Annotated in this window: 12 protein-coding genes; all 12 read right to left on the bottom strand. The window is 41.7% G+C overall.

Annotation, left to right across the window (positions count from 1 at the left end; genetic code table 11):
- Nucleotides 1-15: 15 nt before the first annotated feature.
- Nucleotides 16-543 carry a hypothetical protein gene (locus HP399_RS08255; RefSeq protein WP_173618768.1) on the bottom strand — a complete coding sequence of 176 codons (528 nt, stop codon included), beginning with the start codon at nt 541-543 and terminating at the stop codon, nt 16-18.
- A gap of 162 nt (nt 544-705) precedes the next feature.
- Nucleotides 706-993, bottom strand: coding sequence for a barstar family protein (locus HP399_RS08250; protein WP_173618769.1), 288 nt, complete (start codon nt 991-993; stop codon nt 706-708).
- A gap of 117 nt (nt 994-1110) precedes the next feature.
- On the bottom strand, nt 1111-1434 hold the full coding sequence (locus HP399_RS08245; protein WP_173618770.1) for a YxiJ family protein: 324 nt from the start codon (nt 1432-1434) through the stop codon (nt 1111-1113).
- 72 nt (nt 1435-1506) lie between these two features.
- Nucleotides 1507-1674: a hypothetical protein gene (locus HP399_RS08240; protein ID WP_173618771.1), complete on the bottom strand. Its 168-nt coding sequence runs from the start codon at nt 1672-1674 to the stop codon at nt 1507-1509.
- Between the two features lie 361 nt (nt 1675-2035).
- Nucleotides 2036-2521, bottom strand: a complete 486-nt coding sequence (locus tag HP399_RS08235) for a hypothetical protein (protein WP_173618772.1) — start codon at nt 2519-2521, stop codon at nt 2036-2038.
- A 14-nt stretch (nt 2522-2535) separates the two neighbouring features.
- Nucleotides 2536-8106, bottom strand: coding sequence for a polymorphic toxin-type HINT domain-containing protein (locus HP399_RS08230; protein WP_228088482.1), 5571 nt, complete (start codon nt 8104-8106; stop codon nt 2536-2538).
- Nucleotides 8107-8844: 738 nt separating this feature from the next.
- Nucleotides 8845-9405, bottom strand: coding sequence for an SLOG family protein (locus tag HP399_RS08225; RefSeq protein ID WP_173618773.1), 561 nt, complete (start codon nt 9403-9405; stop codon nt 8845-8847).
- Between the two features lie 636 nt (nt 9406-10041).
- Complete coding sequence (locus HP399_RS08220) at nt 10042-10995, bottom strand: MBL fold metallo-hydrolase (RefSeq protein ID WP_228088481.1); 954 nt, start codon at nt 10993-10995, stop codon at nt 10042-10044.
- A gap of 38 nt (nt 10996-11033) precedes the next feature.
- A complete protein-coding gene (locus HP399_RS08215) occupies nt 11034-11318 on the bottom strand; it encodes an arginase family protein (protein ID WP_228088480.1) in 285 nt (94 codons plus the stop codon).
- Nucleotides 11319-11405: 87 nt separating this feature from the next.
- Nucleotides 11406-12164, bottom strand: a complete 759-nt coding sequence (locus tag HP399_RS08210) for an amino acid ABC transporter ATP-binding protein (protein WP_173618775.1) — start codon at nt 12162-12164, stop codon at nt 11406-11408.
- Nucleotides 12164-12838 carry an amino acid ABC transporter permease gene (locus tag HP399_RS08205; protein ID WP_173618776.1) on the bottom strand — a complete coding sequence of 225 codons (675 nt, stop codon included), beginning with the start codon at nt 12836-12838 and terminating at the stop codon, nt 12164-12166. The genes HP399_RS08210 and HP399_RS08205 overlap by 1 nt, the downstream gene beginning before the upstream one ends.
- Before the next feature lie 20 nt (nt 12839-12858).
- Nucleotides 12859-13689, bottom strand: coding sequence for a transporter substrate-binding domain-containing protein (locus HP399_RS08200; RefSeq protein WP_173618777.1), 831 nt, complete (start codon nt 13687-13689; stop codon nt 12859-12861).
- Nucleotides 13690-13843: the final 154 nt, after the last annotated feature.

The raw sequence follows: 13843 nt of genomic DNA, 5'->3' as shown, positions 1-13843 counted from the left end.
TAGGCGAGTCCACAATCAAGGTCCTCTTCTCTGTTCAACTAAGTTTACATGAAATCGGTTCTTTAATTCTGACCATGTGGCGTTAAGAAATTCAACCTTGTTCGCAAACCCAATATAATGCTCAAAATTTTCTTCGTCAAAAGTTGCATAATATTCTTGTTGGAATATCACATTCGAGTAATTATTAAAGTCGTCGCCCTCCTTCACTACAACACATCGAAATAAACTGTCGATATCTATCGCTTTTATAATCTCGTCCTTTGTCTTTACTGAGAACCAAATAATATTTGGTGGTGTATTATTTGGTTGGTCCCAGTGAGGAATTGTTTCTTCCCACGGCAATACCCATTTGGAATTAGTAAATAGACGTCTTTCATTGATGAATTCTTGAATGTCAGTATCAACTAATGGCAAATTTCTTTCATAGAAAGAAAAAAGCAATAAAGAGTCTTTTTTAATGAATAGACTAAGCAAGTGAGCAACATCCTCAGGTGACGCACTATGCTTTAATATTCCATATGGTTCTTTCAGATTAATTTGCATATAGTAATCTCCTAATCTAAGCCATCTCTCCTGTTTGACCAGCTTTAGCCTATTTTACTATAATTCGAATCAATCGAACGACGGCCCCACCTGCAATTGAAAAAACCCTGAGATAACAAGCACCTCAAGGTCATTCATATTAATTCGAACTCAAACCAGTTGTCATTTTACTACCACTTTAAATCCTCTGCCATTTTTCTCTGCATTAGTAAAGACTTGGAGTAATTTTTCTGCATAATCACCTAGATATTCAACACTTTTCTCATAATTCAACCATTCAATCGTTAGAGGTAATTCAATCCATGCAGTTAAACATTCCCATAACGAATCGAGATTATTTCCCCAATACGTATGGTCATAATGTTCAGGTTCTACTAGTTTGCTTCTCAGGATGCTGTGTAAATTATCCCTAGAAGTAAATTCCTCACCGTTAATTTTTGTGATCTTCATTTTGGCATTCTACCTCCAAAACTTATTTAATGGCAGTTGGCTTTTATGCCATCAGCGTCAAATGGCTGCCAAATCACTACCACAAGCGAAGGATACTCGCTTGTGGTCGAATGAAGTTTATTCATTTTTTAAAAAATCCAATATCAATTTTCTCGCCTTCTCATGAGAAAGGTATTCATTAAAAAGAAGTGGGTAATGAATTAATCTTTCCTCAAGGAAGCTATAGTGTTCAAATCGTTCAAAGAATCCCTTGTGTAATAAATCTACCTGCCTTTCAGGTATGCCCCCTGCATTATTGTTTATGACATAGGTAATCGATCCTGCAATGACCGAACAATAATCATTAAAATCGGCACTAAAACTATCATCGATTCGAGAGAAGTCCTCTTTGAAATCCTCCATCATCTTAGCAATGTCTTCATAAGGAAATAGATTACTCATTTGTGTCTTAAATAGTTCTGAGAAGATCCCTTTATTATTCAGTAGAAGCTCCTCCTTTCAAGGCTTAAACTATTAGGTTCTGCCGAACGAAACAATTGTACCGTCAGGGGCAATATCAACATATTTCCCATTCTTTTTGTAGCGAATAGTTCCTTCTACTGCTCCTGAAACTGGGCTTTTAGTAGAACCTTTTCTCGCAGTTCTAGCGAATTCCCAAGCTTTTCTTACATACTGTTCCAACGTTTCCGCCCCTACAGATGCGCCGTTTTTTTGAAATGATATTCAGCCGAATCTTCGCCGTTGTCAAAGCTCCCTTTGTTCGAACCTGTAATATGTAACACTAATGCGTTAAAATTCAAGCATTTATGTGCGTACAGGCATATTAAAGGAACATCATACGGGGGTGATTAGGGTTAAGTTCATTCAGTACGTGCCGCCTAATTTATTCGGCACTGGGTAGTTCATTTTGCTCAAAAAGAACCACCCTACGCCGGTTAAGGCGCAGAGTGGCGCTAAGTTAATAGATCCTAATGACAGTAGAAGGAGTTTTGAATTTGTTATTTCCGAAACAAACCAAAGAAAAGATTAGTTACCTGCAATGTTAAATTAATGATTCATATGAAACTTTATTATCTTTCATAACCTTTTCCATTTTTGGGAATACTTCAGATAAAAAGCTACCTCTCGCCTTTTCAGAGATGTATAAGCATATACCTTCATCGGTCTCTTCTAGCGTCATAGCAAAACTATAATTGTTAATATTTTCATTTCCAGATTCAGTGACAATACATGCACAAAAAACCTTTATCTCGTTCAAGATTTCCAAATTATTTTTTGGCTTAAACCAAAGAATTTCCCTAGTTAACTTTGGCCACCAAAACCATGTATCAATTGAACCAATTAATACCTTGCGCTCTTCTATAAATTTCATATACTCTCTATCTGTTGTTTTTACTGGCCCAGCAAATAACAAAAATTCGTCTTTATCTAGAAAGCAATTAAATATTTCGAAATATAATTCTGCTCGGAAAGGTAAAATAGAATCTTCAATTAGAAAATACGGTCTAGATTCCTTAAAGTATATCATTTGTCACCCCTCCATTAGTAGTAATGGTTATTATCGATACTATTTCCTTGTGAATCTGTATAGTGAAAATGTTGTGGATCATATTTCCCAGGGGCTCCTGTATTATTCAGTTGATTTGTATGAAGTTGTGCATAATTACCTTTGCCATCCTCGTACTTATCAATGATAAGTCCATTACCTCGCACCTCTCTCCCAACAAACTTAAACCCTTGTTCTTTTAATGTTCCCTTAGGACCATTCTTTGTTTTTGTCCAACTATTCAATTTAGAAACATCTCTGAAAGTACATTTTGTATTATGCACCCAAATGCCCAAATCCGATACATAATACGTATGGAATTCAGCAACCGTAAAGTTGTAAACCGTAACTGGTTCATCTAGCTTAACGAACTCAACCTTGTCAATCGTCAGTTTGCTTCCGTCAGCCTTTTCGAGTTTGTCGCCTATCTGAAGTTCATCTGCGAAGACCCACCCTTTACCAACTACCCAAAACGGATGGTTGTCTGTGGTCTCGATGATTTGCTTCCCAACATGTAACTTAATAATATCGTCACGTTCGTTGCGATATAAAGCTGTTACTTCTTTGAAAGCCAACTCTCCATCAGGGTTATTCTCATACTTGGCGAGAACCATATCACCGACTTCAATGTCTTCGATATTTTTCTCCCCATCATCTGTTAGAACCTTTGTTCCAGCAGTAAAACAATTGCATTCACTCATCTCGATGGCTTCATCAATTAGTTCCTTTGCGGTTTTACTTAGTTTGACAGTGATGGTAGACCCGACACGCATGACACGTGCGGCCGCCCCTCCTGCAAGCGAAAAGATGATTGCATCGCCTTCCAGCATAAACTCAATTCTTGCCCCCGAGTAGTCTCGGTGTTCGTCTTTAATAGAATTGCTAACCAATCTCTTCGTTATTTTTCCTCTTTCAGTAATAGGTTCATAGTATGTTCCTTTATTTTTTGCATCCATTTCTTGTTGGGCAACTAATCCGCTCCATCTGTTGGTAACTACCTCATACATAATTACGGACATCAGTAAATCTTTATCGTAAGAGCCTGTTTGTTTGCCATGATACATTTTCATGTTTTTAAGCGTTCTTTGCATCGTTTTAATGTCTTCGGTAGATACTTCCCCATTGTATTTCTCAACTAGTTCATCAATATTAAGAGTTTCTGTATCTTTTGCACTGACCAGTCTAAACCATGAATCAATTGTATACCTTTCTGCAACGTCTTTTGCTCGAATTTTTACAATGTAAGTTCCATTTTTTAAGATTGGCTGGGTAGTCGGCATATTGATGGAACCATCCCACGTAAAGGTATGCTTCACATTCTTCGCCAAAAACCTTCTCGTTTCTAGGTAAACTACATGAGTTGGATTATCTTTAGGTGCTACCGTAATGACCGTTTCCTGATGATCTTCGTAGTATTGCCATGAAATCGTTCCGACAATGTTTAAGGCTGGATCTATAGCCATATACCCCGTATCCCGTACTACTTTATGAAACTTTGTATGGTAGATGGGAGTTGGAGCAGTCTGTAACGAGCGTAGAGCCGCTCTTTTCTCTTTCCTTGGATTTTGCTTCCATACTTTCGCATAAAATACGCCTATGTCGCCTGGAATAAATAACACGTCTTCCTGATTCGCATAAAACGTCTGGAGCTCATTTCCGTCTTTATCTTCTAACGTTAGAATGTTGTTGTCGACATATAAATTCATATCGGCAATCTCATCTAGCGTAAGCTTGAAATAATCAACATCGTATGGTGAAGACAAACGGTCGGAATAAATCCCATCCCATTCCGCTGCCGTAGCTGTTTCACGAGAATTGTCGAAATCTGACTCTACTGTCATTCTGGTCAATAAATTTGCATGTGCCTTTGCTGTAAGCTTTACATAATACGTCGTATTCGGCGCAAGCTTTGCTTCCACCATGGAGAATAGCGAACCGAAAGGGCCATCATGATCATCATTTTGCACAATCACATTCTGCATGGCAGAATCGCTGTACAAGGTAAGAACCGTGTCTACCTCTCCACCGTTCTCTTGATACGGAGATGTAAACAAGCGATGCAATCCCTCTTTTTCTGTGGTGAACTGATAGATGACCTCTTTTGTATTCTTCGTCACATCTACAAAAGTGTTCACCGCTACATTCTCAATGATCGGGACTGGATCTGAAGTTACGACAAAATGCTCATAGGCCCCATAAAAAGTAATGGGATTATCATTGATGACTGTCGCGGTAAAGGTATGACCAGCCCTAATTGTTTCACTCTTTGACGTGCTTTTATCATCATCATCCGTGATCTTACCGTCTGGACTCTTCACTTCATAACGATAGGGATCATAACGTGTAGCAGTTGTTTTGATTTTCGAACTTTTTTTACTCTGATTTAGAATGCTTACACTTTCATTCTTTAAAAGAGTTCGTTTTAACAAGGCGGGTTGCAAACTTTCACTTCTTGCTATAGTGCTTTCAAATCCGCTGAACGTCACTGGAGAAGCCGAAGTAACAGTTACAACTACCTTTCCACCCGCTGGAATTTCAAGTATATCTTTAGAGAAATCACGTTCTAGACTATGACTGGTTCCATCTACTTCGTACATGGCATAATCAAATTTATTCCCAGACTCATATGTAACATTCGTCTTTATTTCTCGTGTTACATCACTTTTGTTTACAAAAACATAAGATTGACCTTGTTGTACTTGTTGGTTAAATGTTAAAGAAACCGCTGACTCTTCTTTTAAGATGTCATAGTAACCTGCGAACGTAACCGGCAGGTCAGTGGTCACTGTTGCTGTCAGCTTACCCCCTGGAGGCACGGATACTTGGAGCTGGGAAGTGTCGTTGGCCTCCATAGCAATAGAACCGTCACTCTTCATTACTTGATAGGTAAATTGATTTTTGTTGTAGGTTGCATCTGTTAGAACTTGTACGGTATCTTGACTTGTATTCCGAATCCCAATTGTTTCGTTTTTTACCGCTGTTCGTTTGAAAAGAGCAGGGGTAGGACTCACTCTTGCTTCCAATCCATCTTTAAAACCTTCGAATGTCACAGGTTTTAAAGATATGACGGTGACCACTACTCTACTGCCCGGAGGCATTGAAATTTGTCTTCCATTATCACTTGCAGACTGACGTGTTGGAAGTCCTTGATAGTACAAGGTATAATCGTATTTCTTATCCTGAGAGGAATAAGCATCTGTATCTATATACTGGTATTTGTCCGTACTCGTGTTTGTGAATACATAAGACTCGCCTTGGTTCAGCTGTAATTTAAATCGTATCGAACTAGAACCATCTTCTTTAAAGAAGTCATAATATCCATAAAAGGTAACGCTCTGATCGGAGGGAATGGTAACCGTCAGCTTTCCACCTGCTGGTATCTCCAAGCTTGTCGCAGTTGCATCGTTTTGCTGTTTGACGACAGAACCAGTATTTGAGGCAATCTGATAACTGTATTTATTCCTACTTGACGCATTCGTTTCAATCTTCAATTCTTTCGTGCTCGTGTTTAAAAAGCTTGCCGTCTCACCATTAAACACTTGGCGCTTAAATAGTGCAGGATTTGCGCTGGGGCTTCTTTTTACACCTTTCTCAAATCCTTGGAAGGTCACAGGTATGGAAGACGTGACCGTAACGACCATTTTTCCACCGACTGGAATATACTTCGATCTCAAAGTTGTATCCAGGGCATACGAATTGCCAGTGCCGTCGCTATTATAAACGGTGTATTCAAATCGTTTTCCATTTGAAGAAGAAGCATCTGTTTCAATCTCTTGAATCTTTCCACTAACATTCGTAAAGATATAAGATTCGCCTTGTTTGACTTCTTGTTTGAATAGAAGATCTTCTACCTGTTCTTCTTTAAAATGATCAAAATATCCGTGAAATGTTACCGGATTATCTTTGGTTACTGTTGCAGTCAACGTCGCACCAGCTGGAACAGGTATGCTTCTTAAGGAGGAATTGTCCTGTTGGCTCACGATAGACCCATCACGACTTGTAACTTGGTAAGTAAATACTTTATTTGGGCCAGCATCTGTTAGAGCTTTAAGGTCGAATGAGCTTGTATTTCTCACACTGACTGTTTCATTTTTGGCAACAGTTCTTTCCCAAAGAGCAGGATCAACACTTGGGGTTCCGACAAAGATAGGATCATATACTTGGAACGTGATCGGCGTACTAGACTTAACCGTTACGACTATCTCTCCACCCGCGGAGACAGCGTTCGATCTTGCATATGAATTAGCAGCCTGGGAATGTACTGTGCCATCGCTTTTGTAAATAGCAAAATCAAATCTCGTATCTGTCGAATACGCAGCATCGGTATCTAACCTTAATGTCTTTTCACTATTATTGACAAAACGATAGGACTCGCCTTGATTCAGTTTGTGACTGATGACAGTTCCATCGGAGGTATCCTCTTCTTTGAAGATGTCATAATAACCACCAAATGTTACAGGATCATCAGATGTCGAAGTGGCTACAAACTTTCCACCTGCTGGAACGGAATAGGAAACTGTCGACGTATCGACAGCCTGTTTGTAGACCGAACCATCACTGTTGAATATATGGTAACTGAATTTCTTTTTCGTAGCACCAGTGTATTGAATGGACTCACTTTGTGAGCTTGTATTTACTGCAATAAACGTTTCATCTTTGCTCAACGTTTTTTTAAATAAAGCGGGTTCTGATGCAGAATAATAGGTTGTCTTTTCTACATCTCCCGTAAAAGTTACAGGAAATCCAGTAACCGTAACAACAAGCCTTCCATTTAGCGGGATCGACCTCGAAGTAGCGATGGAGTCTAGGTCATGAGCAACGCCCTGTCCCTCTGCATTGTACGCAGCAAAGTCATACGTCCTACCATCACTTCTCGAAGTATCGGCCTTCAACGAAGAACTTGATTTAGGATTACTATTTTCAAAAACATAAGTCTCACCTTCGGAAATGGTTAGCTCGAATGTTTCCCCCGCAACTCGGCTCATCAGCTTGGGGATTTCCTCTTCTATTTCGTCGGTTTGTGATTCATCGGTTAATTCATCTACAGCAGGCTCTTCTGAAGAAGCATCTACCACTTCAACATTCACTTTCGTCACTTTGTCTTTGTAAGTAGCAGTGAGCGTGGTTTTGCCCAGAGCTTGAGCAATGACCTTGCCTTCTTCGATACGAATCAATTCTTCGTTCTCGATTTCCCACGTGACAGATTGGGTTACATCTTCAACAACCTTATTTGTCCACATTGCCTTAACAAGTAATGCAACAGATTCATCTACTCCCATTTGAATTCCATCTGGAAGGATCGATAACTCTACTATTTCGTTTCCTGCTTCTAATTCTTCCTCGTTTTCTTGCTTTCCCTCGCCTAAGGGTAACTTACTATCTATAGATCCTTCGCCTTCTATTTCTGTTGTACTCGTTACACCTTCTGAAGATGTATTTTCATTTGTTTCCGCTGTGTTCATTTGATTATCTAGATTCGTAGATGCATATGAAAGGGGTACTACCATATTCAATAGCACACTCAGCACTAGAAGCACGGACAAATATCTTTTCATGTTAATGTTCACTTTGCTCTCCTCATTGGTTAGGTTTCTACTACAGCGCTTAGTAGAAAGAGTCACTATTTCAGTAAAATACTTCGAAATTTTATAAACCCAAACTGAAACAATGATAGCTCCACGATCAATATTCAAATTCACCTACTCGAATATGTAACTTCGCTGTAATGTACCCTCTTACCAAATCAATTTGTTAGGCCTTTTGTTACAACTGAATCTACTGTCTACCCGAATTGAGCAGCACTGACTAATGCCTAAAAACACAGGATTCACTATTGTTGTTAACCAAATGCGATTCTCTTCACAATTACTGCCTCACTTTCCATATTTTATTATGAGTAAACATGATATCATTACTTGCTAATATCACGAATGGGAATAATGGCATATTTTCCGTATTGAACAATTAGGTATTTAGTCTATAACTTAATAAAAACAATACTCTTCATAACTTAATTGCAATTAATCTTTGAACGTGTAATATGAACACATTGGTCAGCATTTGAGCAAAGAAATTTGAGTAGAAGTGACTTGTCTTATGTAATTGATCGAGGAAAAATAAGTAGGAATTCCAAGTGGTTGACAGCGGATAATTTGGCTTTCTGGCATCTATCTGGAATAACAAAAGGGACCCCGACAGGTCCCCTTTTGTTGATAGGTTGTGGCATAAATATGATTGTTTGACAAACGGGAGCGACCATCCAAGAATAAAAACCAGCTTTTCATAGCTAGCTTCTTTGTTTAAAACTAGTCATTGTATAATTCTTGCTGCTGTTCCTCTGCAATGGTCTGTAAGTCATATGCGTTAATTCGAAATAACTGATAATCGCCCATATCCGTTTTTTTTGCGGCGAGCTTACTTAGAAATTTCGGTGAGCCTTCGTTTTCTTCATCGTAAACTAACAAGATACCGTCTGAATTGGATAACAAGAATTTGTCTTTCTCTCCAAGCTGCCAAACTCCCTGGTAAGGTGTTTGATAGACACTATTGATATAGTCGGCTTGCATCACAATATTTCGGTAGTAATCCTGGGTCTCTTCTTTCCACTTTTCCTCTTGATTCAAAAACGGAGTAATAATCGCCAGTTTTAGGTGTGGATACTCCTTTTTCAATTCCAGAACAATTTCGGCTGCCCACATTTCTACCCCGAGTTGACCTGATACGATGACCCATTCCAATTCTTCCTCAAGGAATCTTACGAGTTCCCGCTTCAGTGCTTTCTTAATAATGGCTAACCCCGGATTTTTTTCATTGAAAATGCCAAGTTCGTGAGCCTTGTATCCTGAAACAAATAAACGTTTTAACATGATGCCACCTCTAGTTTAAAAGAAGCTCTAGCAGAAAATAGATTTCTTTTCACTTGCTGTCTAGTCATTAGTATTACGTCTTATATTTTTCTTATATTATCACAAATTTGAATGACTCAGGATAAATCGGATGATTCGTTTCTCTTTCCACTACCCACGGTGCCCCACAATGCTCTCAAGAAAGATATCTTGTCCTGGTTTGTTACATCAACTATTTTGATATGTCGCGAAATGAAAATGAGACTCTGTGTTTGCTCCTTCTTTACAAACGACTTTGCAGCAACTTGGAGTATGGAAACCAGCTACAAATTTGAGCATGAAAAAACCCATAATTCAATAAGATTTACGGGTCACGAACGAAATCAAATGGCCTAACTACTTGTGTATGGCTTAACCAGCCGTTGGTTATAGGAAACACATCTGCAATTCCGTATCTATTATCAGTTTGTACAATATTGCTAATAATATACCTTACTATCAATTTACCCCTACGCTAGCATAAATAGAATTTTTATTTTGGATTAGCTTTACCCCCTTAGTTTCGAATACCGTCAGGACATTGCACGTATTCGGCTATGCAAAAAACCGCAGCTTCACGGTGTCGATCTTCGCCGTGAAGTTGCGGTTGTAGGGGTTTTAGTAGGTATCGGATCCTTGGTAGGCAGCCCCGACCATGAACCATTCGAGAGCTTCTGAAAATTCACGAGGAAGCTCTGACACCTGGAGGAAGGTACACATCTCGCTTACGATCCGTTCTCTGTTTTGCCCGTATTGCTCTGTGAGCAGAGCTAGCTTCTCCCAATCACTGAGCTCTTTTTGAAAGGCAGCTCGATCCAATGGCCGGCCGTGCGATTCCACGAAAAGGATTGCTTCAGACTGGTACGCTTGCTTCAACACGCGCAGAAAACGGGAGGCTGTATAACTGCGCGGCCCGCCATAGACAGAGGGACCCAAGGCATCTCCCAGGAACAGCGTTTGATCCTCTTTTACGTACACATAGCACGAATCTTCCGAATGATCTCCTCCGACAAGGTTCACCTGACATGTCACGCCACCAAGGTCGATCGTGATCGATTCATCGAATAGGATATCCGGCTCGACTATTCGGATCAAGTCCCGGTTCATTCCGTACTCTTTTTTGATGTTCGCCATCGTGCTGGCATTGATGATCTTCTCCTTACAGAGCTGTTCCATGACTTCATCCGACCATTCCAGCCCCATCAGTTTGCTCAATGAATGTGCGGTTTTTGCCTGCGCGATAGTAGGTAGATCCCATGCTGACATTCCGAATGTATGATCCCAGTGCCAATGAGTCAGTATGAGCAGATCTGGAAGACGAACGCCTAGCCTTTGCAACTCCTGACGAAACAACGCGGCATGCGCCGGTGAATTTCCAGCATCAATCAAGAGGGTTTTTCTTGCCCCCGTAATGGCTGCTAGGATGGGGCGATCCGTGTCATGACTTGCATGCATAATCAAGATATGCTCGGTAATCTGTTCGATCGTGGACATTTCCTTCTCCCCTTCCCAAATACGCCAATGTAATTTTTTCTCTACAGAATGACTCAGCAATATTTCCCATGTTATCACACAACACTTCCCCCTCGCACAAATCACCAACGCCCGTGTTACCAGGCGTTGGTGATTTCCTCGAGAGCGGATTCGATGTTTTTCTGGCAGCAGGCAATGTGAGTAACATGCATGGCGACATCGCCAAGATCGACAGCACGCGTGCTGGATAGATCGATATCCTCATCATTGTAGGTGGTAAATGAGCTATGCAGCTGCCGGAATAGCAGCGGGTGGGCATGCGCTCCGGAAAAGCTGATGGAGCTTTTCGAGAGAGGTACTCCAATGACCGCAAAATCATAGGCTTCGCCCGGTTGAAAGGTCTGCTCGACCCATTCAAACAAACGGGTGACATAGGGGTATCCTTTTCCCTGGGTAAACCGGAATGGAGGTTGGGTCAATTACGAAAGCATGTAGAGTCCTCCTTTTGTCTAGTGCGATAAGACCTTGCTCAGGAATGCCTGTGTTCGAGGTTGGTCAGGTGAGGAGAAGATCTTCTCCGGTGGCCCGTCTTCAATCAACGTACCGCCGTCCATCACGACTACGCGATCAGCTACCTCTCGGGCAAAGCTCATCTCGTGAGTGACGACCACCATGGTCATCCCTTCTGCAGCCAGCTGTTTCATGACGGCCAGCACTTCCCCTACCAATTCAGGATCGAGGGCTGAGGTAGGCTCGTCAAACAGCATTACTTTCGGCTTCATTGCCAAGGCGCGAGCGATGGCCACACGCTGTTTTTGTCCGCCTGACAATTGGTCCGGATACATATCTGCCTTTTCAGCAAGTCCGACCTTGCGCAGCAGCTCGCGTGCCTGTTTCTCGATTTCCTCCCGCTTTGTTTTTTTCACAGTCATCGGGGCCATCATGACGTTCTCAAGCACGTTCACATGAGGGAACAAATTGAAGTTTTGAAACACCATACCTACCTCAGCGCGAACCTTGTCCAGCTCTTTCTGGGGCATTTCCACGAGCTTTCCGTCCTTTTGAATCAATCCGATCGGCTTTCCTTCGATCTCAATCGAGCCTTCTTGAATCTGCTCCAGGTAATTCATGCAGCGCAGCAACGTGCTTTTTCCAGAACCGCTTGGCCCGATCATTACCACGACTTCGCCTTGACTAACATTGAGGCTCACATCTTTTAGGACATGCAGGCTTCCATACGATTTGTGGATTCGTTTGACGGATATCATCAGGCACGCGCCCCCTCTACACTCAATTTGCGTTCCAGACGGCCGATGCCGACCGAGATGGAGTAGTTGACGAGGAAGTACAGAAGAGCGATGCCGATGTAGATCTCAAAGTAACGGAAATTGTTCGATACGATCAGATTGCCTGCGCGCATCAATTCAGACACCGTAATGACGGACAGAAGCGAAGAGTTCTTGGTCAACGCGATGAATTCATTGCACAGCGGCGGCAGCATGCGGCGTACAGCTTGCGGCAAAATAACCTTCACCATGGTGTGGAAATGACTCATCCCGAGAGAGCGTCCTGCTTCCATTTGTCCTTTATCAATCGATTGAATCGCTCCGCGCACGATTTCCGATACGTAAGCGGCGCTGTACATCCCGAGTCCCAGCACCCCGGCTACAGATGCACTCAAATCCACTTGCAAGCCGATCGCCAAGCCATAGTAGAGAATCATGAGCTGCACCAACAGCGGAGTTCCGCGAAACCATGCCAGATAAAAGGAGCAGAGTATAGATATCCATTTTTGCTTGGACATCCTTCCGAGACCAATGATCAGACCCAGAACCGCACTTAGAATCAGTGCCATGAAAGTCATCGAAACCGTAACCCATAGCCCTTCCAGAAGCGCATATAAATTGTTGTCTTCAAAAATTACCATAAAATCAAGCGCCATTGGTGCACCTCCTGATGTTGTTATTCACCAAACCATTTTTTAACGATTTCTTCCTGCTTGCCGTTTTCTTTCAAGGTTTTCAGTGCCTTGTCGAGAGCAGCTACAAATTCTTTGTTTTCCTTGCGTACACCGTAACCGTAGTATTCTTGCGTCAGCTCAACATCGAGAACTTTTACCTTTTGGCTCTGCTTTGCGTACACCTTGGCAGCAGGCATTCCAGTAACAACAGCGTCTACGCGATTGCTTTCCAGCTCGAGGAACATTTCTACGTTTTTCTCGACTTCCACGAGTTTTACTTCTGGGTATTTCTCTTTCAGGAATTTGGCAGACTTGGTACCGATTTGGACGGCTACTTTTTTGCCTTTCAAATCATCAGCACCTTTGATCGTGTCATTTCCGTTTTGCACCATGATAGTCAAACCGCCTGGATAATACGGCTGGGAGAAGTCGATGGTTTGTTTGCGCTCATCCGTGATGTACATCGCGGATACGATCATATCGAACTTCTTGCCTTGCAGTCCTGGAATCAGGCCTTTGAAGTCGGTGTCTACGAATTCGACTTTCTCCGCGCCCAGCTCAGATGCGATCGCTTTCACAAGTTCGATGTCAAAGCCTTCATATTCGTTCTGTGCATTCTTGTATTCGAACGGCTGGAAAGTAGCGTCCGTTCCTACCAACAAGGTTTTGGTGTCTTTGATCTTTTGCAGCACTTCATCTGTTGGTGCTGCAGCTTGACTACCATTGCCCGACGCAGCTGTCTGCTCTGTAGGCTTGGCACCACAGCCAGCGATCAAAGCCCCGGTGACCAGCAGTGCACACAGAGAGAACAGTCCCTTACGAAATCCCTTCATGTTGTAGACCCCCTATTAAATATATTTTTAGTAATTTCGAATATTATCTATATTCAAATATCGTGCCAAGTGAGAAATCGAAGAGGAAAAGTAGAAGCAATAGCAAACGAGGGCTGTCTAACGCCATTCTCAGGTCGTTTGCTATGAGTTACGA

Origin of the sequence: Brevibacillus sp. DP1.3A, from assembly GCF_013284245.2 — a bacterium.
Taxonomy (GTDB): domain Bacteria; phylum Bacillota; class Bacilli; order Brevibacillales; family Brevibacillaceae; genus Brevibacillus.
This window is presented reverse-complemented; position numbering and strand designations above follow the sequence as displayed.

What these genes read in the sequence shown, in the direction of transcription:
- HP399_RS08255 (WP_173618768.1), bottom strand. Translation starts at nt 543, where the DNA reads ATGCAAATTAATCTGAAAGAACCATATGGAATATTAAAGCATAGTGCG.
- HP399_RS08250 (WP_173618769.1), bottom strand. Translation starts at nt 993, where the DNA reads ATGAAGATCACAAAAATTAACGGTGAGGAATTTACTTCTAGGGATAAT.
- HP399_RS08245 (WP_173618770.1), bottom strand. Translation starts at nt 1,434, where the DNA reads ATGAGTAATCTATTTCCTTATGAAGACATTGCTAAGATGATGGAGGAT.
- HP399_RS08235 (WP_173618772.1), bottom strand. Translation starts at nt 2,521, where the DNA reads ATGATATACTTTAAGGAATCTAGACCGTATTTTCTAATTGAAGATTCT.
- HP399_RS08225 (WP_173618773.1), bottom strand. Translation starts at nt 9,405, where the DNA reads ATGTTAAAACGTTTATTTGTTTCAGGATACAAGGCTCACGAACTTGGC.
- HP399_RS08210 (WP_173618775.1), bottom strand. Translation starts at nt 12,164, where the DNA reads ATGATATCCGTCAAACGAATCCACAAATCGTATGGAAGCCTGCATGTC.
- HP399_RS08205 (WP_173618776.1), bottom strand. Translation starts at nt 12,838, where the DNA reads ATGGCGCTTGATTTTATGGTAATTTTTGAAGACAACAATTTATATGCG.
- HP399_RS08200 (WP_173618777.1), bottom strand. Translation starts at nt 13,689, where the DNA reads ATGAAGGGATTTCGTAAGGGACTGTTCTCTCTGTGTGCACTGCTGGTC.